The sequence below is a fragment of the Micromonospora orduensis genome, assembly GCF_006228125.1.
Classification (GTDB): domain Bacteria; phylum Actinomycetota; class Actinomycetes; order Mycobacteriales; family Micromonosporaceae; genus Micromonospora; species Micromonospora orduensis.
Genome location: NZ_VDFY01000165.1, coordinates 26,718 through 49,634 on the forward strand (window position 1 = coordinate 26,718; position 22,917 = coordinate 49,634).

The 22,917-nt window shown below is 72.3% G+C and carries 15 protein-coding genes and 1 pseudogene; 1 reads left to right on the forward strand and 15 read right to left on the reverse strand.

From position 1 onward, the window contains the following. Nucleotides 1-22: 22 nt before the first annotated feature. The gene (locus FHG89_RS17030; RefSeq protein ID WP_139585370.1) at nucleotides 23-5,749 is read right to left on the reverse strand and encodes a toxin TcdB middle/N-terminal domain-containing protein; all 5,727 of its coding nucleotides are present in this window, start codon (nucleotides 5,747-5,749) and stop codon (nucleotides 23-25) included. After that, a complete protein-coding gene (locus FHG89_RS17035) occupies nucleotides 5,698-7,602 on the reverse strand; it encodes a SpvB/TcaC N-terminal domain-containing protein (RefSeq protein WP_139585371.1) in 1,905 nt (634 codons plus the stop codon). The genes FHG89_RS17030 and FHG89_RS17035 overlap by 52 nt, the downstream gene beginning before the upstream one ends. Nucleotides 7,603-7,736: 134 nt before the next feature. Between FHG89_RS17035 and FHG89_RS34310 the strand changes: the two are divergent. Beyond that, nucleotides 7,737-8,018, forward strand: a pseudogene (locus FHG89_RS34310) (aldolase/citrate lyase family protein); the annotation flags it as partial. An 873-nt stretch (nucleotides 8,019-8,891) separates the two neighbouring features. Here the strand turns inward: FHG89_RS34310 and FHG89_RS17045 are convergent. The 13 genes from FHG89_RS17045 to FHG89_RS33010 all read right to left on the reverse strand — a co-directional run. Beyond that, the gene (locus tag FHG89_RS17045; RefSeq protein ID WP_139585384.1) at nucleotides 8,892-9,116 is read right to left on the reverse strand and encodes an FCD domain-containing protein; all 225 of its coding nucleotides are present in this window, start codon (nucleotides 9,114-9,116) and stop codon (nucleotides 8,892-8,894) included. A 214-nt stretch (nucleotides 9,117-9,330) separates the two neighbouring features. After that, a complete protein-coding gene (locus FHG89_RS17050) occupies nucleotides 9,331-11,991 on the reverse strand; it encodes a vWA domain-containing protein (RefSeq protein WP_139585372.1) in 2,661 nt (886 codons plus the stop codon). A gap of 20 nt (nucleotides 11,992-12,011) precedes the next feature. After that, nucleotides 12,012-13,925: a DUF6519 domain-containing protein gene (locus tag FHG89_RS17055; RefSeq protein WP_139585373.1), complete on the reverse strand. Its 1,914-nt coding sequence runs from the start codon at nucleotides 13,923-13,925 to the stop codon at nucleotides 12,012-12,014. A gap of 23 nt (nucleotides 13,926-13,948) precedes the next feature. Further along, on the reverse strand, nucleotides 13,949-14,506 hold the full coding sequence (locus tag FHG89_RS17060) for a hypothetical protein (RefSeq protein ID WP_139585374.1): 558 nt from the start codon (nucleotides 14,504-14,506) through the stop codon (nucleotides 13,949-13,951). A 1,190-nt stretch (nucleotides 14,507-15,696) separates the two neighbouring features. Beyond that, the gene (locus FHG89_RS17065; RefSeq protein WP_139585375.1) at nucleotides 15,697-17,586 is read right to left on the reverse strand and encodes a phage tail protein; all 1,890 of its coding nucleotides are present in this window, start codon (nucleotides 17,584-17,586) and stop codon (nucleotides 15,697-15,699) included. Continuing rightward, a complete protein-coding gene (locus tag FHG89_RS17070) occupies nucleotides 17,583-19,076 on the reverse strand; it encodes a baseplate J/gp47 family protein (RefSeq protein ID WP_139585376.1) in 1,494 nt (497 codons plus the stop codon). Before FHG89_RS17070 ends, FHG89_RS17065 begins: the two co-directional genes overlap by 4 nt. Next, nucleotides 19,073-19,444, reverse strand: a complete 372-nt coding sequence (locus tag FHG89_RS17075; protein WP_139585377.1) for a GPW/gp25 family protein — start codon at nucleotides 19,442-19,444, stop codon at nucleotides 19,073-19,075. The genes FHG89_RS17070 and FHG89_RS17075 overlap by 4 nt, the downstream gene beginning before the upstream one ends. Further along, a complete protein-coding gene (locus FHG89_RS17080; protein ID WP_139585378.1) occupies nucleotides 19,441-19,842 on the reverse strand; it encodes a hypothetical protein in 402 nt (133 codons plus the stop codon). Before FHG89_RS17080 ends, FHG89_RS17075 begins: the two co-directional genes overlap by 4 nt. A gap of 10 nt (nucleotides 19,843-19,852) precedes the next feature. After that, on the reverse strand, nucleotides 19,853-20,599 hold the full coding sequence (locus tag FHG89_RS17085; protein ID WP_139585379.1) for a phage baseplate assembly protein V: 747 nt from the start codon (nucleotides 20,597-20,599) through the stop codon (nucleotides 19,853-19,855). Between the two features lie 9 nt (nucleotides 20,600-20,608). Continuing rightward, nucleotides 20,609-21,736 carry a phage late control D family protein gene (locus FHG89_RS17090; RefSeq protein ID WP_139585380.1) on the reverse strand — a complete coding sequence of 376 codons (1,128 nt, stop codon included), beginning with the start codon at nucleotides 21,734-21,736 and terminating at the stop codon, nucleotides 20,609-20,611. Next, the gene (locus FHG89_RS17095; RefSeq protein ID WP_091662049.1) at nucleotides 21,736-22,047 is read right to left on the reverse strand and encodes a LysM peptidoglycan-binding domain-containing protein; all 312 of its coding nucleotides are present in this window, start codon (nucleotides 22,045-22,047) and stop codon (nucleotides 21,736-21,738) included. The genes FHG89_RS17090 and FHG89_RS17095 overlap by 1 nt, the downstream gene beginning before the upstream one ends. Next, nucleotides 22,047-22,625 carry a CIS tube protein gene (locus FHG89_RS17100; RefSeq protein ID WP_052744906.1) on the reverse strand — a complete coding sequence of 193 codons (579 nt, stop codon included), beginning with the start codon at nucleotides 22,623-22,625 and terminating at the stop codon, nucleotides 22,047-22,049. Before FHG89_RS17100 ends, FHG89_RS17095 begins: the two co-directional genes overlap by 1 nt. 10 nt (nucleotides 22,626-22,635) lie before the next feature. Continuing rightward, a partial coding sequence (locus FHG89_RS33010) for a hypothetical protein (protein ID WP_167517452.1) occupies nucleotides 22,636-22,917 on the reverse strand: 282 nt, incomplete at its 5' end.

The following is a 22,917-nucleotide window of genomic DNA, read 5'->3' on the forward strand; positions in this document are numbered from 1 at the left end:
CTCGCTGTGCATTCGAAAGTGCTCAGTCCTCGATCAGATTGAAAGGATCGTCAATCAGGCAGTCACCGAGTTCGACCAACTCCTTGACGTCCTTGAACTCACCCCATCGAACCAAGGGTGTATCGACGATGCTCACCAGACTCCGCAGCTGCGAGCCGGGAGTCAGCAGTTCTTGTTTCATTGCGGCCAACGCCTCCCGGACCCGCTGGGCATACTCGGTCGAATTCGGCGCGGCATCGCCGATGGTGTCCGTGAGGCGCCGATGGACCGCGCGGTGATAGGCGTCGATGTGCGGGCCCCGATGAACCTCTCCTGGAAGTGTCACAATATTTTCGGAAGCATTTATGCTGAGGTTTGCCTGCTTGAAAATCTCCTTGAACTTCGGCGTCCACGAACTCTTACGGGTGGCGGTCGCAATATGGTGATCCTCCGTCTTGTGCCGCCTGCTCCGAGATGCCTCCGACTCATTGGCCTGGGCGATCTGGCGCGGCGTCAGCCCCGACATCAGTTCAGCCATGAATTCGATCTCCGCCGGGCTCGCCTTTGACGGTGGATCGTTGTCGATGCCAGCGAGCCAAGGGTCCTGCTGCATCATCTCGACGGCCGGCGCAACGAGCATTCCGCCGATTGCCGCGGCCGTCAGCGCGCCACCGATGATTGCTTCGGGTGCCAATGCGCCGACGACTGGTGCCGGTGGCTCGGGCCGCACGGGCGCGGCTGGAAGCCTTGGAGGTTCCGGCGGAGTGAATACTCTCGGCGGAGCAGGCGCAGGCGTGGCAGGTGCCGCATTCGGGCTGGGAATGGGACCCATCGGCCTGGTGATCACAGCTCCGGTCATGGCGGCCGATGCGCTCCCAGCCGACCCCGGGGCGGCTGCGCCAGCGGTGGCCACCGGTGATGCGGCTGTACCGGCGGGTTCGGAACTCGAATCTCCGGTGAGCCAGAGCAGCATCAGCATCAACGACGAGGTGCCGGTGAGGTCGGCGCTGGTCACTGGATTTCCGAGCACGTAGCAGTAGAGGTTCGCGCCGTCGATCAGGCCGGAAGGGTCGCACGCGGTCCAGCGGGCGAGCCAGGGGGCGTAGTAGCGGGCGGTGTGGTATTCCAGGCCGGTGGCTTCGTCGCGTTCCATTCCGGTGAAGCGATAACGCTTGGTGGCGGCCCGGATCGAGCGGTCGACGGCCTGATAGGACGTCGAGCCGTACGGGTAATACTCCTCGTAGCCGATGATCGCACCGGCCAGATCGAGCTCGAGGCACGCCGAGTCGAGCTGATTGCCGAGCTGGAACCGCACGAGCAGATCGGTCGTGCCGTCGTCACCGATGGTTCGCCGTTCGGCGAGGGCGATCCGCCGCGTCCCGTCCAGCACCGACAGCGACGTCCGCTCCAGCGTCACCGCCGACCCGGACCCGTCGTACTCCCGGTAGACCTCGAAGCCGCCAACGTAGATCCGCTCGCACTTGCGGGTGGGCTCCTGACCGGGCGCCGCCGAGCGCAGCGTCATCCAGCGCACCCGCTGCCCGGCGCCGTCGTAGCCGTACCAGGTCGTCTCCGGCAGGCCGGAGTTCACCACCTGCTGCGCCGTCGCCTGCAACCGGTCGGCGTGTTCCCATTGCATCAGCGGGAGGTGCGGCATGGACGTCATCGAGCCATGCGCGTCGTATTCGTACAGCTCGGCCGTGCCGGACCCGACGATCGTCGACGCCAGCCGGTTCCCTGAGCCGTACGCGTAGGTCCGGGTCCACCCTGGATGCGCTCCGCCGGACCCGATGTGCCGGACGCTGAGCACGTTGCCGGCCTCGTCATAGACGTACGCCTCGGTGTAGCGCCCCATCGCCAGGCCGTCACCGGGCTGGTCTTGGCCGACCGTGCCGCTGTCGTACGGGTCCGGTGGCACCGGGCCGCCGGCCTGTCCGAGATGCTCCCGCCCGGCAGCCGAGATGAGTTGATACGTCGCGTCGTAGCTGTAGTCGGCGCTCGGCTCGACGACCGTGTTCCGGAAGAACAGCGTCTGCTGCGCCGCATCGGCGACCCGCACCACGTTGCCGACCGCGTCGTAGGAGTACACCAGATCCTGCAGGATATCGCCGCCGCGGGCGGTCACCAGCGACACCAGTCGTTGGGAGAGCGGATCGTAGGAGCAGGACGTCACTGCGCCGTTGCCGTACGAGATCTGCTCCCGCTGGCCCTTGGCGGTGTAGGTGATGCCGGTGACGTACGGCTGCCAGTCCGGTCCGCCGCCGCCCGCGAGTGTCACGTCCACACCGGCGAGCAGCCCGCCGTCGTCGAGGACCGGCCGCACGAGCGACCCGTCCGGCGCCTTCGTCAGTACCGGCCGGTCCAGCGCGTCATGGGCCGTCGTCGTCGCGAACGACTCACCCTCCAGCGGCACCTCGCCGGACCAGTCCGGTACCGCCAACGGGTCAATGACCAGCCGCCGCACCACCGTCACCGGGTTACCGGCGAAGTCGTACAACTCGGTGGTGACGGTCCCGGCGCCGTCGAACACCCGGTGCGGCCGCCCGCGCAGATACGCGGCCTCGGCCGCCGCCCGGTCCAGCGACTCGCCGTACCCGGTCTGCCCGATGAGAGCTTCGGCCCCGCCGTCGTCGCTGCTCAGGTAGGTCGCGACGGGCCGGAGCAGCGCATCGTACGTCATCCGGTACCGGAAACCGCGGCTGTTCCACGCGTAGCGCGGGTGCCCGCCGGCATCGCCGAGCATCCACCTCTCACCCTGGTCCTGGCTCGCCGAGTGCAGCACCTGACCAGCCAGATCGTGGTCGTACGTCATCGCGGTCCGGCCGAGCGCGTCGATCACCTCACGCTGGTCGCCCTGGACGTCAAGGCGCACGAACGTCGCCTGCAGCACGTCGTCCGCCGCGCCCTGCACCCGGTTGTGCGCCACTGCGAGCACCGTCCGGCCCATCGGGTCCAGATACGCCTGCGCGGGAGTGGCGGCATGAGCAGCGGCCGCCGCGTCCGAGACGTGCGAGGCGTACCAGGTCGGCAGCACGTCCGGCTCCGGCAGCCGGGCCAGGTGATCACCCACGTCCGGATCGGTGCGCGGGTCGGCGATCAGCGCGGTGTCCGCCCCGTCCCACGAATCCAGCCGCCACGGGTCGATGACGACCTTCGCCCAGCTGCGGTCCGGCAGCACCGTCGCCACCGCCCGTCCGACCGGGTCGTGGCAGAAGATCGGGCTCACCCCGGCCCGTACCGCCGGCTCGAAGAGGTGCGTCGTGGAGAAGAACGGCTCGTACAGCCGGACCGGCAGGCCCTTGTTGTTCACGACCGTCCAGCCGGACGCCAACCAGCGGCCGCCGGCCGCCGGCGTCTTCGCCTGCAGAGCGCGGCCGAACCCGTCGGAGTACGCCAGCGACTGACTGACCCGCGTCGTCGCGCCGGGGTCGAGGTCGGCGTCGTACGACTCGCGGACTAGCGTCGCGGCCATCGGTGCCTGCGGCTGCTCGTCGCCGCTGGTCCGGGCATAGGCGAACAGGTCATACACGATGCGGCTGCCCGCCCCGCCAAGCAGCGCCGGCGCCGCACCCCGTGGATCAGTCAGGTACGCCGCGACCGTGGAGTCGTCCAGGTCCGCCTCGGCGCCGTCGAGAGTGCAGCGCCGCGGGTCGCCCGGCCGGCCGCGACGCGCGGCGACCGCGACCTGGCCGAGCGCGTCGAAGGCCACTTCGGACACCGCGCCGTTCGGGTCGGTGAGCTGCCGCGGTGCCAGCACCCGGTAGTCGTTGACCGCCGCGACGTCATTGCCGAGTGGGTCGATGACCTCGACGGACAACAACCGGTACGGGTCGTACCGGACCGTCGTGGTGTTCCCGAACGGGTCGGTGAAGCCGGCCGGCAGGTAGAAGTCGGCGACGGCGCCGGGGGAGTAGACAGCGACGCCGGCCGGCGCCCACCACTCGGATCCGTCGGACAGGTAGCCGCACTCGCCACCGAGCACCGCCGCCATGTCGGCCGGTAGGCCGGCCGGCGCGGTCCCGTCTCCGCGGAACACCGAGTCGACCAGCTCCTCGGTGAGGACCAGTTGCTCGGTGCGATACGGCACCGCCAGCGGCCCCGCGGAGCCCAGCGGCAACGGCCCGGACAGGTCGTCGGCCAGGTAGATCACCCGGGACCGGCGGATCGTCCGCCGCCCCGTCCCGGCCGATCCGGTGCCGGCCGGCGCGTCGGCCAGCAGGCGCAACTCGTCCGGTCGCAGCAGCACCGGGGAGATGACCACCACCCCGGTCAGTTCCTCGGCGTGCGACTCGACCGGGACCGGCCCGCGATAGGTGGCGCCGACGTCCGACGCCTCCGCGAACCGGTTCGTCGTCAGCACGACCGCTGGTGCGCGCTGCGCGGCGGTGATCGCGTCGGCCGCCCAGGACGGCAGCCGCGGGTCGAGGCCGGCGCCCGGATACCGCCGTGGATAGACGATCGACACGCCGCGCAGCACTCCGCCGAACCCGTCGACGTCGAGGACGACCTCGTGCCCGACCCGCGGATCGCACCGCCCGGTCACCGAACCGTCCGCAGCCTCGACGTCGTACGTGGTCCGCTCGTAGGACGCCGTGACCGTCTCGGCCGGACGGCGCAGGCACACCGCGTGCCGCTGCTCACTCCCGGGCGCCGACATCGGCTGCAGCAGCTCGATCGTGTACGACGAGGTCGTCACCGTGTACGGCCGGTCCTGCTCGGGCGAGCCGTCGAGGGCGTACACCTCCTGCCGCAGTGGAGCGCCGCGCAGCGCCCGGTACGCCTCCCGAAGCTCCTCGGTCGCCGAGTGCCACGGCAGCCGCGAGCCGTCGGCGAGCAGCACCGTTTCCGGCATCACCGACGGCAACGGCGCTGCGGCGACCTCCTCGGCGTCACCGGGACCAGCGCCGCCGCCGTCCGGGCCGGGTTCTCGCCAGAACTCCGCGGCGTACCCGGCCTCCAAACCCGGCCCGACGTCCAGGAACGCCCCGGTGTGCGACCAGGTCCGGGTCAGCACCGGCGGCACGTGCGAGGCCGCGTCGATGTTCGGCGCCGCCAGGTCGAGCGGGGACAGCGCGGAGATTTCCTCGGTGTCCCACTGCTCGGTCATCCCGAAGCCGCGGAACTCCCGCTCCACGCCGTCGTAGAATCCGTGGTGGTAGGCGAAGCGCCGGGTGAACCGGTTCCCGCTGATCCGGTCGAGCGTCTCCACCCGCTCGACCACCTGCACCGGGAACGGCAGCCGGGTCAGCCACGGCCGCCCGGCCGCCCGATCGGCGAGGTAGAAGCGGGTCGACGGGGCGTATCGGATCACGGTCTCCGCGCCGAGGTTGTTGACCATCCGCGCCAGCAGATGCGGTTTGACGCCGCCCATCAGGTCGACGAAGCGCATCGAACGAGCCGATGAACCGGGGTCGCCGCTGGACCACACGAGGCAGGCGGTGCCGGAGCCGAGCAGGTCGACGGTGTCGACGCTCTCCATTGCGTCGGCGGGCGGCAGTCCGGGCAACGTCACGGCAGGGTCGAATCCGTTGCCGGACCGGTTGAAGTGCACCCGGACTCCGTCCGGGGCCAGGTAGATCACGTCGGTGAGACCGGATCCGTCGACGTCGGCCAACCGCAGGTTCGCCGGGCGGAATAGCTCCTCGGTGTCGAACCACGGCGCGCCGTCCATGCTGACCTTCGCGCCGAACCGCCCGTACCCCAGGTTGGGGTGGTAACTCACCTCGCCGTTGCCGATCCGGACCAGATCCGCCAGCCCATCGCCCGACATGTCCGCCAGATGCACCGAGTAGCTGGCGTCGGAGAACAGCAGCCGCGGCCCGTCGTCGCCGTCGGCACCGGTCGACAGGGTGATGCCGGCGCCGAAACCGTCGGCCCCATCGACGGGTACCAGGTCAACGAGTCACCCTCGGCTGCCAGCAGGTCGGCGTGGCCGTCCCCGTCGAGGTCGACCAGCCGTACGTCGGGGTCGTCGACGTCAACCGCCGGCAGGGAGGCGAACGGCTGCCATGGTTCCCAGCCTCCATCAGCCGTACGGGCCAGTCGCCCGGCGGTGGGGCCGGAGAAGGTGACTGCCTCCAGCCGCCCGTCCCCGTCGAGGTCCAGCAGCCGGGTGCGGGCCGAGCCACCGAGCGCCGGCGACGGCATCCCCGGCACGGTCCGCACGCCGCCCAGTTCGGCGTCGCCTAGGTTCGGCTTGTAATACCAGGCGTCCGCTGCGGTCATCAGGATCCCGGCGATGCCCTCGCCGTCGAGATCCACCCAGCTCGCGTCGGCCGTGCCGAGTCCGGCGGGCAGGTTGGCCAGGCTGTCCGCGTCGATCTCCTGGACCTCGCCGATCAGCCCGGCCGGGGTGTAGGAGAACTCCACCGGCGGCATCGCCCGGACCAGGTACCCGCCGTCGCCGGTGCGTCGGTAGCCGCGTTGCGTCACGGCAGTGAGCACCTCGCCGACGGCGCCCTGGGGCACATGGGTGAAATCGGTCGAGCGGACCAGGCAGTCCGAGCCGACGCCCAGCTCGCCGGGAAAGTGGTGGAACGTCAGCACCCGCCGGCACAGGCGGTAGGTGCGGACCTCGAAGCCGGCCCGGTACACCGAAAACGGGTCGGACCGGACCGGGAGCGGGCCGGTCGCGGCCGGGGTGGGCGCCGCCGGGTCGTGCTCGCCGTAGTCCAGCACGACCTCGAACAGCCAGCCGTCCTCGGCCGGCACCGGTTCGACCAGCGTGGACACCCGGTTCCCGTACCGGATCCGCTTCAGGTAGCGGTTGGCGGTGCGTAGCTCCTCGGTACGGTGCCGCTCATGGGCCTGGCCGAGGTCCACGCCCACCCCGCTGTCGGCTAGGTACTCGTAGCTGATCGCGTTGCCGCGCAGGTCCTCGCTGCGACACAACAGCCAGCTGAAGACGCGGCGCAGGTCGGCCGGGTCGGTGATCCGCGCCGCAGGGTCCTCGCCGTACCGGTGGGTGACTCCGTCGCGGGCGGTCGACCGCCAGTGCACGTCACCGTCGGCGAGCCGGGTCCACCGCTCGATCCGGGCGAACAGTCCTTCTGTACGTGGGCGGAACCGCTCGATCCGGTACCCGGCGGCATGCGGCGGGTCGACGTCGATGACCGGCTCCCATCGGCCCGAGCCGGTCGGTGTGAGCGCGGGCACCAGGTCCTCGGCGCCGGAGAGCAGGAATGTGTCGGTGTCGTCGTACCGCGGGAGCCCCTTGTCGGTCCGCCTGGTGAGCGCCGGCACCGACAGTGACCAGCCCAACCCGAACGGGCCGTTGCCCCGACCCGAGTCGTATCCGAGGGACAGTGACGGCCCGAACCCGGATCGACCCTGGCTGCTCGCGATCGGAACGGACAGCGAACCGGTGCCGGTGGCCGGGTCGGCGCTGAACGTCTCGCCGATGCCGCGGATCGCGCCGCCGGCGACCGGCAGGCTAACCGTCGGCGCCTCGAGTCGCGGTGCGGCCGGGGCGAAGGCGGCGCCGATCGTGACGCCCTGTTCGGTTCCTTCGGTTCCGGTCGCGGCGCCCGGCCGGCCGCCTGGGCCCTGGTGCCGATCCGCGATCGGCTGGCCGGCGCGGATCGACTGCCGACCGCGGCCGCCAACGCTGTCTGGGCTGGTCATTCATCCACCCCTCACACGGCGTATAGCAGTGATGATGGACCTGCCAAGGGGTGGCCGGCCACGCATTTCGACGTCGGGAAAGCGACATCTCACGCTGAGGTGACCCCCTGAGACCAGACACGCTGGACACCCCGCTGCACCTGCTGGTGGAATCCGCCGTCGGACTGGAGTCGGCGCAACCGATTGCCGCCACGTATTCGGTGATGGCCCTGCTCGGCCTCGGCGAGTCCGACCTCCGCTCCGATGTGGGCGTCGCCGACGACGGCCTGTTCTGGGCGCGCGGCCGGATCGTGGTCGCGGCCCGCGCGGCCGCCCTGCAGCCGCCGGCCATGTCGGTGTACACCGACGTGACCGACCGGGACGCTCTGGCGACCTCGTGTGCCACCGGCCGCCGGCTCGGCTTACTGGGTCGGGCCGCCATCCACCCCCCGCCAGTTCCCGGTGATCGTGGACGCGTTCCGCGCGGCCGACCGGGAGGCGGGCCGGGCCCGCAGCTGCTTGCCGCGGTCGCCGTCGCGCAGGCCCGCAGCTCCGGCAAGTGGTGCTGCCGGACGTGCGGTTCACCGATCGGGCGATGGTCGCCGCCGCCCGCCGGGTCGTCGACCTCACCGCCCGTTACGCCGCCTGAGCTCCGACACAATCGCCTCACCCGATCGTCGCCGGGAAGATCGTCGACGAGGTCGTTGGGGCGGTGCCGTTCCGCACCGCCCCGCCGTGATATCTCACACGCATCTCACGGACGGTCCGGAAGGGCCCGGCAGTGCCTGGCGTGCCTCGGACCGCCGCTGGCCATTGACCTGTGTTTCCGGCACGAGGCAGTGTCGTTCGATACCCGCCGGTAGACCTGCTAGTTCCTGGGGGTCAAGGGGTCGTCGGTTCGAATCCGGCCGTCCCGACCGATTGACCTGGGGAGATGAAGATCTTCTCAGGTAACGGCGGTAACATCCGGTAACGGATGATCTTTGTGGGCGGTAACCGCGTGGATGGTTGGCCATTGACGCGCCCGCTGCACAACGCTCTGACCTGCCGCTTCATCTGCGTACTGGATGGAGCGGCAGTTTTGCTCTTGATTCCGCGTCAAGCGCCAAGGGGCCAGGCATGGCCTGCTGACACCGGAGGGTTCGGTGGCCGTATAGGACACGACCCTGCCGTAGTGCGCGTGGTCGAGGTGATGTCCAGCTGTTGGTCTGGGATGACGCCTCGCCGCGACGGGCCGACGAGTCCAGTGTGGCGTGCCGCCGCAGGCAACTTCCCCAGCTGTCCGATCAAGGTGCCGGACGGCAGCTCGGTCAGCCGGCGCCGCGCGTCTGGCCGGGTGCAGGTTGCTGATCGAAGGCGGGCAGGTGCCGCTCCCGTGCCGCGGTGAGGTGGGCGCGCATCGCGGCGGTGGCGGCGGCGGGCTCGCCGGCGACGATGGCCGCGGCGACGCGCTGGTGCTCGGCATGGGTCTGTGCGGCGGTGGCTGCCGGGAAGTAGAGCCGGTGCAGGTGCAGGTGTGAGTGCAGCCGGGTGATCGATTCGCTTCACCGATGTGAGGGCGGTCGCCGTTCTGGCTGCCTCCGGGGTTCTGGCGGGGCAGTTGCCATCAGCTCATGGCTCCTGGGCCAAAGCCGTCCTGCTCGACGCCAGCGTCCGCCGGCGACGGCGGGAACGCTGTCGCCGATGGACGCCTGCGCTGTCCGGTAGGCGACCGGGGTGGCGGCGGCTGCCACCCCGGTCCCGATCGGGTCACGCGCTGGTGCGCGGCTCCCGCCGGTCGCCGGCCGGCAGGCCGGGGGCCAGGTAGATCTTCGGCAGGATCACGCCGTTGACCGAGACCCGCAGCGTCGGCTTGGTGCCGCGCTTGAAGATCACCGTGCGGGTGTACGTACCGTCGGCGTTGACCGGCGGCGGCTGCTGGTCGCGGACGTGCGCGAAGACGCCCTCCCCGCTGATCGCCCAGATGACCGTGTCGTCGAAGCCGGGGCCGAGCAGCTCCTTGAAGTCGTCCTGCGGGGCGATCGTCACCTTGACCGCGGTCAGCGACGGCTGGGCGACCTTCAGGGTCTCCCGCCGGATCGTGGTGGCCTTGCCGCTCACGCTGATCGCCGCCAGCGTGGACCGGTCCAGCCGGTGGCTGAACGGGTTGCCGTCGTCGTCCACGCCGTTGACAAAGAGCGTCCAGTTGTAGACGCCCTCGACGTGCACCTTGGCGAAGGTGTTGGTGTAGATGCCGTCGCCGTCGACGTCGTGCAGCAGGTCGGTGCCGTCGACGAAGAGGCCGCCCGGGTCGGGGTTGCAGCGCGGCAGCCCGTCCCAGTCGTACTTCTCCAGGATTGCGTCGATCAGCGCGCCCCGGCCGCGCGGGCGGTCCTTGCCGTCGCCCTTGCGCCGCTGCTGGCGGGCGACGTCGTCCGGGTTGAGGCCGGCCAGCAGCGAGCCGATCCCCTCGGCGGGCGCGTCCAGCACCGCCCGGACGGTGGCCCCGCGCACCGGCGCGAAGTCCTTGCGGATCTCCACCGCCAGCTGCATCTCGTCGCCGGTGAGGTAGTCCTTGCGGTCCAGCGCCAGCGCCGACTTCACGTGCAGGTCCTCGAAGGCGAAGACGTCCTCCAGGGCGATCGGCTTGACCGCCGCGCCGTGGAAGCGCCGCACCCGCCAGGTCGCGGTGCCGCCGTTGAAGGCGCTCGCGTCGGGTACGCCCAGATAGAAGTGCCCCTCGAAGTCCGCCGGGACGATCTTCTCGACCACGAACGTGGTGCCGTCCCAGCGGGCGATCTCCACGGTGTCGATCACGTCGGCCGGGGTGGGCGGGTCGAGGGTCTTGAGGATGGCCACGCCGAACTTCTGCGCGTTGCTGGTGTCGAAGAAGACCTCGGTGAGCGGGGCCGGCGGCACCGGGTCGCCGACCACCCGGGTGAACCGGGTGAGCAGCTTGTTGGCCTCCTGCGACAGGGAGAACATGGTGGCGAACTGGTCGATCAGCGTACCGACGGTGAAGGCGGCCGCGAAGTGCCCGGCGGCGGCCAGGTTGTTCAGCACGGTGAAGTTCGGCGCCGAACCCAGCCCGATGGTGAACAGGTTCAGGTCGGTGGTCGGGCCGGTGATCTGGTCGATGGCCGGGTCCAGTTTGGCCGCCGCCCAGGTCTTCGGGTTGCCCGGGTCCGCGCCCGGCCCGATCTTGATGGTGCCGGCGTTCTCGTCGCCGTCGGTGAGCAGCACCACCGTGTAGCGCACGTTGGGCGGGAAGCCCGCCGCCTCCAGCTTCTGCAGGCCGAAGAAGAGGCCGTCCCCGATCGGGGTGCAGCCGCCGGGGTTGCCGAAGACCGGGCCGCTGAGGTCGGCGGCGGCGACCGCGGCGGGGGTGCCCAGCGGCACCACGTCGGTGATGAACGGCGGCCCTGCCGGCCCGGAGCTGCGGAACGAGCAGTCGTTGTCCTCGAACACGGTGATGCCGATCCGGTCGTCGGCGTTGACCCCGTCGCGGAACTCGCCGAAGAAGTTGACGAAGATCCGGGCGGCCGTCTTCGCGTTGTCCCACCGGTGCTCGGCGCCCATGCTGCCGGAGCGGTCGAGGATCAATTGGACCCGCTGCGGGCGGGGGGTGATCGACGCGGCGCCGGTGCCGTGGCCGGTGAGGAAGGCCGGGCCGCCGACGCCCGGGTAGACCACGTCCACGGTGAACGTCACCGGGGTCGGCGCGTACACGCCGGGCAGCGGCACCGGGTTGAGGAACGCGTCGGTGAGCTGGTACGTCTGGCTGGTGCCGACCGGCGACGGCAGCCCCTGGATGGCGATCGTGCCCTGGTGGCCGAACTGGTACGTCGGCACCGGGGCCGGCAGCACCAGACCGTTGGCCGGGTTGGTGTTGCGCACCACCGTCGGGGTCAGCGCCGGGCCGGCCGCGCCCTGTGCGGTCACCGTCAGCAGTTGCTTCTCCAGCAGCGTCGCCGGCAGCCCGTTGTACGCGGCCACCGGGTCGCAGACCAGCCGGATCACGTTCGAGTTGAACGCGTTGTCGACCGCGTAGCCCCAGGTGACGGCGGCGGTCGCGGAGACCCGTACCTCGTAGTGCTCGTCCAGGACGCCGGCCTCCGACGGGTCCTGGATGTTGCAGGTGAGCTGCGTGACGCCGCCGCCGCTGCTGCGGGTGGCGCTGACGTCGCGCCCGGCGATGCTCGCGCTGTCCACGGTGCCGGCGGTGGCCAGCGCGTCCAGGTCGACCGACCCGCCGGGCGCGGTGATTCGGACCAGGGTGACGGTCAGCCCGGCCGGCGCCGGGTACGGGTAGGACACCGTGAACGAGCGCGGGACGTTGTTGAAGTCGAGTTGGGAGTTGGCCACGAACGCCCTGGAGTTCGAGACGGTGTAGCTCGACGCGGCAGGGGTGTTCGGTGAGATGGCGGGCATGCTGCCTCTTTTCCGGTGCGTCAGATGGCGGTGACGATTCGCTTGGCGTACAGGTCGAAGTTGCCGGCGCCGGGCCGGTCGCTGCGCCACAGCACCCAGATCCCCTGGCCGGGTACGAGGACCGGGTGCGGGTTCTGGTCGTTGGACGGGCTGGAGATCACCTGCTGCGCCGAGCCCCACACCCCGGTGGCGGGGTCCCGGCGGCGCAGGAACACCTCGTTGCCGGCCCCGGTGACCGGCCGGGTGGCCAGCAGGAAGCAGGTGCCGTTGGCGTCCCGGGCGGCGGCCGGCTGGGTGTCCGCGTCGCTGCCCGGCACGGTCACGATCGCCCCGGTCTGCCAGCTGCCGCTCTGCGCGCTGACCACCTTCACCTGGGTGTCCTTGTAGAAGACCATCGCCTCGGTCGCGCTGACCCCGACCACGAACGGGTCGGTGCCGGCCAGCGGGGCCGGGATGACGTGGTCCACCGCCGAGGCGGCCGGCGCGGTGGGGGTGAGCCGGCCCAGCGTCATCGTGTTGCCGGCGGTGGTCACGTACCCGAACCAGACGACGCCCCCGGCGGCGGTGGCGTGCAGGCCCCCGGCGACACCGGCGGCGGCCGGGGCCGGCAGCGCCACCGGGGTGGCGTCCAGGAAGGTGCTGTCGGTGTGCCGGTAGCGGCGGAAGAACCAGGTGTTGGTGGCCGCCTGCCGGACGAAGAAGGTGACGATGTCGGCGGCCAGCACGCCGAACGGGGTCTCGTCGGCGGTGCCGGCGGTCGCCGACAGCGCCTGCTCGGGAGCGGCGGCCAACCCGGCGAGGGTGGCCCGCTTGAACACCACGTCGGTGCTGGCGCTGCTGAGCAACCCGTTCTGGTACGCCACCAGGAACTCGCCGTTGGGCAGCGGCACCGCGGTCGGCTCGACGTGGGTGGTGCCGCTGGTCACGGCGGCGGCCGGGGCGAAGCCCCCGTCCGGGGCGGCCAGGTCGATCCGGGTGGCGAAGATCTGGTTGACGCTGCCGACCCGCGGCGAGATCCAGAACGCGGCCAGCCCGTTCTGCGAGTCCAGCACGAAGGCCCGGCGGATGGTGTCCGAACCCGGACCGGGCGACACCGACAGGTCGGCGGTGGTGGGCAGCTGCCCGGCCAGCAGCGCGTTGATCGCCTCCCGCAGGCTGATCGGCGGGCGGCCCTGCCCGGCCCGGTAGTCGTACGGGTCGACGCCGAGCAAGTCGGTGACCAGGTTCGCCGGGGGCAGCAGCAGCCGCCGCTGCCGGCGGTCGATGATCTGCCCGTCGGCCACCACGTCCTGTCCGGTGAAGCGTTGCAGCACCGCCAGGGTGGCGTACGAGTGCCCCGGCAGGTGCGGGCCGGGCGCCGTCTCCGGGTACGCCCGGACCACCCACTCGCGGCGGGTCCGCGCGCAGGTCTCCACCCCGAGCCCGGTGTGGATCAGCCCCGGGTCCTCGTCGGGGGTGAGCAGCCGCTCCCAGACGTCCAACTCCACCAGCACCCGGTGGTCGGTGGCCGGGGTGTCCAGCTTCGCCACCACCGGCACCCCGAGCCGGGCGGCCAGCGCCGCCGCGCCCGGCTGGCTCTCGTGCAGCGGCTGCTGGTCGAACTTCACGTCCGAGCGCAGGAACACGTCCAGGCCGTCCACGATGAACCGGCCGACCTGCCGCAGCGCGGCCTCGGCGTTGGGCAGGCTGCCGCCGGGGCCCTGCACGCCGGCCCGGATGGTGAAGCTGTTCGCGGGCCCGGTGCCGATCCGGAACCCGTCGTTGCCCTCCGGCACGCCGTCGCCGACGTACCACTTGAGGAAGGCGCGCAACTCGAACTTGCGGATGTCGTCCTGGGTGTTCCAGTCGGCGTCCACGATGGGGACACCCTGCTGGAGCCGGACGTTGACGTGTGCGAGCAGCGGATCGAAGGTGCTCGCCGTGATGACGGCCATCTGGTCGCCTCCTTCGCGGATCGTCAGAACACCAGCCAGATGGTCCGCTCGAGCGTGCTCGCGGGGTCCTTGGCGATGGCGGGATGGGTGCGGTAGTTCAGCAGCACCTGGGTGCCGTCGAGGCGGGCCACCAGCCCGAACTCGCGTAGCGTGCTGGTGGCGTGGTTGCCGTCCGGCCAGGCCGGCACGCCCGGCCCGAGCAGCGCCTTGAGCTGGAGGGTGCCGGTGGGCGTGGCCGAGATGGTGCCGGTGGCGGGGTCGATGTAGTCCAGTTGCAGTTGCGCCCGGGGCACCAGGTGCGGGTGCGGGTCGACCAGCGCGGCCTGGGTGGGGGAGGGCTGCGGCGGGCCGCTCGCGTCCCAGGCGGGCAGCCCGGCGCCGACGGCGAGGCCGAGCACCGACTCCGCGGTGGTGGGGGTGCCCCGGACGAATCCGGCCAGCAGCCGCCGGAAGTCCGTCACGATCGTGTTGCGCACCCAGCCGCGGTCCCACCGCGGTTCGCCGTCGGCGTCGTGCAGGACGTCCCGGAACTGGCCGTACAGGCCCGCCGCCGGGCGTTCAATGCGGTCGTCGGAAGTCATCTCAGGTCCCCTGTCACTGCAGCGGTGGGTGGTGGGTGCGCCAGCGCAGGCTGGTCAGGTCGGTCGGGTCCGCGGTGATCCCGCGGGCCTCCGGATCGGCCGGCGGGGGAGTGGACAGCTGGGCGCTGCCGAGCACGCCCCAGCCGGGCAGCAGCATCGAGACCGGCCCCTCCCCGACGCTCAGGTGGTCGATGTCGGGATGCTTGTCCAGGTACGTGTCGAGCAGGTCCGCCCCGGCCGGGTAGACGTACTCGACCTCGGCGCGGGGGGCCAGCCAGACCACGGCCCGCAGGTTGATCGGCAGGAAGCGGCGCAGCACCGCGCGCAGCCGTTCGGCCATGCTCTCGTCGAGCAGCCCGGAGACGGCCTGGGTGAGGTAGAGCCCGACGGTGCCCCGGGTGTAGATCTCGTCCTCGCGCAGCGGCTGCGCCGTGCTCGCCCCGTCCGGCCGGTGCGGGGTGTACGCGACCAGGTCGTCCCAGGCACGCCGGCGGCGCAGCCGGTCGACGTCGCCGAGCACCACGGTCGTCGAGCCCGCGTACCGGTGCAGGGTGCCGGTGTGCTGTCCGGCCGCGCCGCCCACCGTGTCGTGCCCGACGGAACGGTCGGTGCGGTGCAGCAGCCAGCGGGCCCCGCCGACGTCGACCGGGGCCGGCCAGGTGTCCGCGGGTGCCCCGGCGGTGATCCGGGCCGCGCTGCCGCCCACCGGCACCGACCACAGGTCCGCGCCGCCACCCCGGTCGGAGCGGAAGAACACCAACGGCGGCAGGCCCGGGCGTACGGTCAGCCCCGGCTCGCGGTCCCCGGCGGTGTCCGGCGCGGGCGGTGCGGTCAACGCCGCCTCGGCGCCCCACGCCCCGCTGGACGGGCGGCTGCGCTGCCGCAGCGACCAGCCGGCCGCCCCGACCGCGCCCTGCCGGGACCACACCGCCCAGACCCGGCCGTCCGGGTCCCGCCCGAGGGTCGGTTCCCGGCTGGTCAGCGGGCCGGCGGTGAGCGCCTCGTCGGCGCCCCACGCGGTGCCGTCGAAGCGCGCGGTACGCACCTGCCAGGCGGTGCCGTCGTGCCGGGCGTACGCCAGGCGCACCGTGCCGGCCGCGTCGTCCGGGCAGGCGGCCAGGTCGGCGAGGCGCCCGGCCGGTACGACGGGCAGCGGCTGCGGGTCGCGCCAGTCGATCCGGTCGCCCCAGTCACCGGTGGCCCGGCAGTTGTCCGGGCCGAAGCCGAGCGCGGCGGCGGCCGTGGAGTTGGCCAGGTCCACCTCGAGCCGGGCGTCCCCGCCGGTGAGCACCGAGGTCAGTCGCAGCGCGCCGCCGGGCGCCGCCGACGCGGTCAGCAGCCCGGCGAGCCGGCTGTTGAGCACGGCGACCACGTCGCCGATGCCGGGGGCGGCCGGGTCGGCGAAGTCGGTGGCCGCGAACTGGGCGGCCCGAGCCCGGCCGGCGGCGTCGCGGACCAGCAGGAACGAGCCGTGCGGGATCGGGAACGGGGTGCCGGCCCGGCCGGTCAGCACGGCCGGGGCCGGGTCGGCGGTGGCGCCGACGCTGAACAGGATCCGGGCGTCCGGCGTCCCGGGCCGGTCGACCCAGGCCAGCAGGATCCGCGCCGGCTGCCCGGGCCCGGCCGGCGGCAGCGCGGCGGCGGCCGGCTCGCCACCGGGGAAGAGCGGCGTCGAGCTGCCCCACTGCCCGTCCCGGTACGGCTTGACCTGGATCTGGCCGACCGGCTCGGCCGGCACGAACGGCGCGGGGGCCGGCCCGTCGACGGGGCCCCCGGTCGCCGGCCACCGCCCGGCGGGCGGCCCGGTTGTCGACCGGGCCGAGCGGGTCGGCGACGGCGTGGAACAGCCGGAACGCCGACGACCCGGCCGGCACCACCGACAGCCGCCCGCGGGGCGCGCCGTCCAGGGTGACCAGGCTCGACTCGGGGGCCTCGACCCGCAGCGTGCCCCCGTGCGCGTCCAGTCGCAGCCGCCCGCCCGGCAGGGCGGTGGCGGTCAGGTGGTCGAACTGCCGGTTCAGCGCGGCGGCGACCTCGGCGGTGGTGGCCGCGCCGAGGTTCACCGCGTCGCCCCGGGCGAAGCGGGCGGTGACCGGTCCCGCCCCGTCGGTGCTGACCGTCAGTTCCATGCCGGCGCGCAGCGCGAACGGCCCGCTGGTCGTGCCGGTCACCGTCGCCGACCCGGCGCCGGTGTTCGGTGGCGCGAAACCCAGCAGGTCGGCGGCGTCACCGGCGGCGACCCAGCCAGTGCCGGTCTCGCGCAGCGCGAAGACGTTCTGCTGTGGGGCGTGATGGGCGCGGGTGATGTGCTGGGCGTACTCGGCGACCTGGATCTGCCAGCCGGTGTACCGGGTGACGATGGAGCGCAGGTTCGGCACGGTGCCCACGCCGCGGTAGAGGTGCGGGGCGGCGCGTACCTCGTTGCGTTGGGAGTAGACCGGCAGGGTCCGGTCGGTGCGCCAGTCCAGGAACGCCGCCAGCAGGGGCAGGTACTCCGGGGCGACCCGGTCGACGTCGTGGAGCTGGCGCAGCGCCTCGGCGGTGCTGCGCATCAGGCCCAGCGGCGCGGTCGCCGCGGTGAGGAAGCGGCGCAGCTGCCCGGCCCCGCGCAGCTGCGGCGGCAGTACCCGCAGCGCCTCCTGCACCTCCGGGGCGAGGGCGTGCACCTCGTCCGGCCGCAACGGGCGGTCCTCCCGCTGGTGCACCGCCGGCAGCAGCCGGTAGAGGCGTTCGCCCAGGCCGTGCTCGTCGGTGGCCAGCGCGCTGGCGCGGGCCCCGTCCCCGGCGTGGAAGTCGGTGCCGTCGTAGCTGAAGACCGTGTAGTAGTAGCGGGTCAGCGGGGTCAGGCCGGCGTCGACCAGCCGGTCGACGACCGGCGCGCTCTCGTCGTGCACCACCACGCCGTCGTCCGGATCGAGCGGGAAGGTGCGCTCGCGGCGGACCACCCGCACGCCGAGCAGGAAGCCGCCGCCGAACGCCGACACCGGCGGGTTGGTCCAGCTCAGCTCGACCTCCCGGCCGAGCAGCCGGGGCACCGCCCGGACCCGGGTGGGGCTGCGGTCCAGGGTGGTCGGGCTCATCGCGCCACCCCACCGGTGACCACCAGCCGGATCGTCTCGGCATACCCGGCCCGGGCCAGCTCGAACGGCTCCAGCTCGATCACCCCGTCGGCGTCCACCCCGCCGTCGGGGGAGCGGCTGAACTGGGTGACCGTCAACGACGCCACCTGGGGCAGGCTCTGCAGCGCGTCGTAGAGGCGGCTCAGGTAGATCGGCTCGCCGAAGTCGACCCGGTCGAACGCGATCAGGTCCGCCGCCGCGCCGGTCACCGCCGCCCGGACGTCCTCCTGCAGGAAGTACGGCTCGGCCCGGACGGTGGCCGCGAAGTAGACGTCGACCGGCTCGGGGCCGAGCACCCGCAGCACCGTGCCGGCCATCCGGGACTGCTCGAAGGCCGACAGCAGGTCCCGCCGCAGCAGCTCCGAGGGCTGCTCGACCCGGCCGCTGGGCGCCACGTACAGCAGCACGTCGTTCCAGTTCAGCGCGACCGCGCGGGCCTTGCCGACGCCCGGCGTACGCAACGCCAGCTCGACGTGGTCGTCGGCGGTGACCGCCCGGTCCTGGGCCCGGTACAGCCGGGGCGCCAGGTCCCGGGCGCCGGTGATGCTCTCCGCGGCCGCGCCGCCCGTGCCGCCGGCCGGCGCGACGATCCGGCGCAGCGCGCCCACCGGCGAGGTGAACGTGGTGCCCGGCGGCACGTTGCCCTGCGGCCCGCCACCGACCCGGTACGTCGCGAGCAGCTCCACCGGGTCCAGCGCGCTGCCCCGGGGTGGGACCGCGCCGTTGACGCCGTCGCCGAAGAGCAGCGTCACCCGGCCGTCGGCGGCCCGCTGGGTGGCGAAGCAGCGCTGGGCGGGACTGGCGGTGGCCAGGGAGCGCACCTCCTGCCACCGGGTGGGGCCGCCGGGGCCGGCCACGGTGACGGTGGCCGAGCCGCCGATGACCGGGCCCTCGCCGAGGGTGTAGAGCTGGTTGGGGGCGCCGTCGGAGACGCCCAGCAGCTCGTCGGTGACCGTGCGCCCCTCGACCGCGGTGACCGGGAGGAACCAGCGCAGGTTCTCCTCCACCACCGGTCCGAGACCGGCGCCGGTGATGGTGGTGTCGCGGACCGCCTCGAACTGCTGCCGCTCGCCGGTGGGGGTCTGCGCGAGGAAGGCGGTGCCGGCCGGCACGGTGACCGGCAGCGGCTGCGCGGCGTCCACCGCCACGGCGAGCTCCACCGTGGCCGGCGGGGCGGAACGCAGCTCGTAGCCGAGCAGCCGCAGCAGCTGCACCAGCGACTCCGGTTCGTCGCTGGTCTCCGGGAAGAGCTGCGCCGCGATCCGGGACTGGTAGTAGAGCGTGACGTCGGCGGCATACGCGAACAACTCGATGAGCAGGACGCCCAGGTCGTTCTCCGAGTGGTCGGTCCACTCCGGCAGCGTCTGTCGGGCGATGGCCAGCATCGACTCCCGCAGCGCCTCGTACCCGAGGTTGGTGTAGTCGATGGGCAGTCCGCGTACCTCGCTCATGACGACCTCGGCAGCTTCAGTGCCACCCGCTGCGCCACCTCGGTGGAGTCGATGGCGTAGTCGAAGGTGACGGTGAGTTCGGACTCGTCGTGCGCCAGCCGGACCGGGCTGGTCAGCCGCGCCTGGGGCAGGTGGTTGCGCAGCGCCTGCTCGATCTCGTGCCGGATCAGGGTGCGCAGGGTGTGGTCGTTGGGCTGCTGGAGCCGGTGCTGCACGCCGCCGCCGTAGCCGCGCCGCAGCAGCCGCTCGCCGAGCCGGGTGGAGAGCAGGTGGCGCAGGTCGTCGGCGATCTTCTGCGGTCCCTCGCTGCACCGCACGCCCCCGGCGGAGATCCGGAACGGCATCGACATGCCGCGCAGCGTGGTCACCGGATCCTCCCGCTCAGGCTGGTCGGCGCGGTCGGGGTGGCGGCGGGCACGGTCAGCGCGGCGATCGCCGCCTTGAGCGTGGCGCCACTGGCCGGCAGGGTCGGGTCCCAGGCGGCGAAGGCGCTGCGCAGCCCCGCGTCGAAGGCTCGCAACTGCTCGATCTCGGTGCGCAGCGCGGCGAGGAAGGCCCAGAAGGTGGCGTCCTGCGCGGCGGCGCTGATCGTCTCGGCGTCCTGGGTGAGGATCCGCCACACCCCGTCGCCGAGGGCGTCGAAGTTCGGTTTCACCTGGGGGTTGTCGACGTTGCCGCCCTGCGGCGGGTCCATCGTGTCGAGCTGCGCGCGCATCGCCTCGCGCAGTTCGGTGGCGCAGGTGGTCTTGTCCGGCCCGAGAGTCATCGCCCACCCCTCACGCGATCACTTTGGTCTGGGTGGTGATGGTGATCGGGACGGGCGCGCCCAGGTTGCCGATGCCCTGGTCGCCGAGGCGCAGCAGCGGCAGGCTGGCCCCGGCGCCGAGCATGATGACCGGCCCGTCGACGGTCGCGCCGGACGGCCCCAGCTCGACCTTGGCCGCCCCCGCCTCGGCCTTGGCCGACGCCGCCTCCAGGGTCACCTTCGCCACCCCGGCGCCGTGCTTCACCGTCACCGCGCTGGAACCCAACTCGATCTCGTGGTGGTTGACGCCGTCGGTGACCTTGATCCCGTTGGCGTCCAGCGTGATCGCGTGGCTGTTCTTCCCGTCGGTGAGCACCACCCCGTCCGCGTCGAAGGTGAGCCGGTGGGCGTTGACGCCGTCGGTGAGCACGATCGACTCGCTGCCGTCGGTGTCGTCGAAGATCAGCAGGTGACCGGCCGCGGTCTTGAAGGCCCGCACGGTCGGCGGGTTCTTCGCCGCCTCCGGGGCCCAGCTGCCGGGGACGTGCTGCACCCCGGTCCAGAGCGGACTGTTGCTGTCGCCGCCCTCGAACTCGACCCAGATGTTGGTCTCCTTCTCCGGCACGAAGAACATCCCGTACGGCAGCGCGGCCCGCGCCGGCACCTGCTCCTCGGCGGGGAAGACGGTCGGCACGCTGACCTGCACGATGCCGAGCTTGTCGGCGTCCCGGTTGTCCTTGACGACGCCGCTGTACTTGCCGAAGTACTGGTCAGCCACGGTCCCCCCTCACCGGACGGCCTTGAAGTCGGTCTTGTAGCCGCTGCTGTCGATCGTGTGGGTGACTCCGGTGACGTACCAGTCGCCGGCGAACCGCTCGTGCACCCCGGTGATCGAGACGTTGCACTTGGCCCGCATCCAGATCGAGCCGAGGGTGGTGCCGGTGGCGGACATGCCGAGGCGCCGGGACCCCAGCGCGCCGGTCTCGTCGTCGAGCTTCTGCTGGTTCGCCGCGACCGCCCCGGTCGTCGGGCGGGGCTTCGCCAGCTCCTGCTGGAGCTTCTCCCGGGCCTGCACGCCGACCTCGTACAACGCGTCGATCCGGTCGAGGTCGACCCGGCTGGCCCGGCTGCCCAGGTCGGCGGCGAGCGGCCAGATGAACACCTCCACCGGCGGCTGCGGCGGGGTGTTGACCGCCCGGCCGCCGTCGTCGATGTCGTTGACCTCCTTGACCCGGTCGATGTAGCTGGCGTCGAAGGCCGGGCTGAAGGACATCAGGTTGCTGCCCGGCCCCTGCCGGTAGCGCAGCACCAGCTTGTCGGCCCGGTTCAGGTGCAGGATCCGCCGGTCCGGGATGAAGTAGAGGACCTCCCGCTCGTTCTCGTCGAGTTCGACGAAGCACTTCGCGGTGTACTTCTTCGCCAGGTCCTGCAGGAACGCCAGGTCGGTCTTGGCGTCCTGGTTCTCCCGGGTGACCCGGGGGTCGGGGCTCAGCCCGGCCACCACGTCGGCGAACCGGTACGGCTGGGCGATCTTGCGGACGATGGCGTTGACCGTGGTGCTGGTCCAGTTCTTCTTCTTCTCGACCAGGCCCATCTCGATGGACTTGTCCTCGCCCTTGATCTTCACCTGCGGCACGCCGTTCTCCGGGTAGGTCAGCTCGACCTTGGTGATCAGCGCACGCAGCAGCAGGGCGTGCTGGTCCGGCTCGGCGTACCCGAGGTCGATCTCGGCCACGCAGCCCTCCATCAGCGCGTCCGCGTAGATCATCCGGGGGTCGTTGACCGTGATCGTGGTGCTGTCGGCGAGCCGGTCGTCCTCGATGACCTGCACCGAGGTCACCCACGGCGTGATGTCCTGCCCCTCGATCACCACCGAGAGGTACGGCACCCGGGCCGGCAGTCCCGGCGCGGTCACTAGAAGCTCCTCGCCCGGTTGGCCCGGGTGGCCTGGCCCGGGTCGGGCAGCCGCAGCTGCTCGCCCGGCGTCAGGTCCAGCGGGTAGCGGACCGGGTTCACGTCGAGCACCCGCCACCAGAGCTGCTCGTCGCCGAGGCGGCGGCGGGCGATCAGGTCGATCTGCTCACCCTGGCGGACCCGGTGCGTCTCTGTGCCGGCCGTGCCGGTGGTGTGCAGCCGCAGGCCCAGCACGTGCCGGCGGCTGCCGTCGGGCGCGACGACCTCCAGCACGGGCAGGCCGGCGAAGCGGGAACTCGGCGGGATCGGCATCAGATCGCTCCTCCGGCGGCGGGATCGGGGTTGTACGGCGTCAGCTCGGCCAGGGTCACCTGCACCTCGGCCCGGATCGGGTCGAGGTCGGGGTTGTAGAGCTGTTCGGTGATGCTGACCTCGGTGACCACGCAGTCGACGACCCGCTCGCCGAAGCCGAACCGGCAGGTGGGCGGGGCCGCGAAGACGGTCTCCGCGCCGGCGTACAGGCCGGTGAAGCCGTCCGGGGCGCCGTTGGCGTCCTGCCAGCGTTCGGTGCGCGGGTGCACGAACGCGCGGTACTTGTTGAGTTCCGGGCCGATCCCGCCGCGCTCGTCGCGGGCGACGTCGATCTCGTCGTCCGCGGGCCCCTTGAACAGGCCGTCGACCACCACCGTGAACGACAGGGTCCGCTCACCGCCGGCGCTGTACTGCCGGACCGGCATGAGCATGCCGGGCGCGTTGAGGGTGGCGTAGCTGACCGACCGCTTGTCGGTGACCTTGTCCGGGTTGTACTGGAACTGGACCAGGATCTCCGGGTCGAGGCCGACGCTGACGAGGAAGCCGCGGACCGGGTTGCGCAGGTGCAGGTTGCTCATCTGTCCCTCCTCACGCCGTCGCCGGGCGCGCGCCGGCCTGGAAGTCCTGGGTGGACCGCAGCGCGCCGAGGCGGGCCTGGAGCTGGGCCACGATGTCGTCGGTGAGCAGCTGGGCGGAGTCGGCCTCCAGCCGGTCGGCGGTGATGCTGATGTTGATGCCGCCCGCGTTGACGGTCTGGTCGACGCTGGTGGCGCCTCCGACGGGAGCCGCGGCGAGCGCACCCCCGGGGGCGAGCGCGCCCAGCCCGGCGCCGGCCCCGGCGGCGCGCTCGCCGCGGCTCCCGTCGGAGGC

Excerpts from the sequence above, each read along its gene's own strand:
- FHG89_RS17030 (WP_139585370.1), bottom strand. The coding sequence starts at position 5,749 with ATGTCGGGCGATGGGCTGGCGGATCTGGTCCGGATCGGCAACGGCGAG.
- FHG89_RS17035 (WP_139585371.1), bottom strand. The coding sequence starts at position 7,602 with ATGACCAGCCCAGACAGCGTTGGCGGCCGCGGTCGGCAGTCGATCCGC.
- FHG89_RS17050 (WP_139585372.1), bottom strand. The coding sequence starts at position 11,991 with ATGCCCGCCATCTCACCGAACACCCCTGCCGCGTCGAGCTACACCGTC.
- FHG89_RS17055 (WP_139585373.1), bottom strand. The coding sequence starts at position 13,925 with ATGGCCGTCATCACGGCGAGCACCTTCGATCCGCTGCTCGCACACGTC.
- FHG89_RS17060 (WP_139585374.1), bottom strand. The coding sequence starts at position 14,506 with ATGACTTCCGACGACCGCATTGAACGCCCGGCGGCGGGCCTGTACGGC.
- FHG89_RS17065 (WP_139585375.1), bottom strand. The coding sequence starts at position 17,586 with ATGAGCCCGACCACCCTGGACCGCAGCCCCACCCGGGTCCGGGCGGTG.
- FHG89_RS17070 (WP_139585376.1), bottom strand. The coding sequence starts at position 19,076 with ATGAGCGAGGTACGCGGACTGCCCATCGACTACACCAACCTCGGGTAC.
- FHG89_RS17080 (WP_139585378.1), bottom strand. The coding sequence starts at position 19,842 with ATGACTCTCGGGCCGGACAAGACCACCTGCGCCACCGAACTGCGCGAG.
- FHG89_RS17095 (WP_091662049.1), bottom strand. The coding sequence starts at position 22,047 with ATGCCGATCCCGCCGAGTTCCCGCTTCGCCGGCCTGCCCGTGCTGGAG.
- FHG89_RS17100 (WP_052744906.1), bottom strand. The coding sequence starts at position 22,625 with ATGAGCAACCTGCACCTGCGCAACCCGGTCCGCGGCTTCCTCGTCAGC.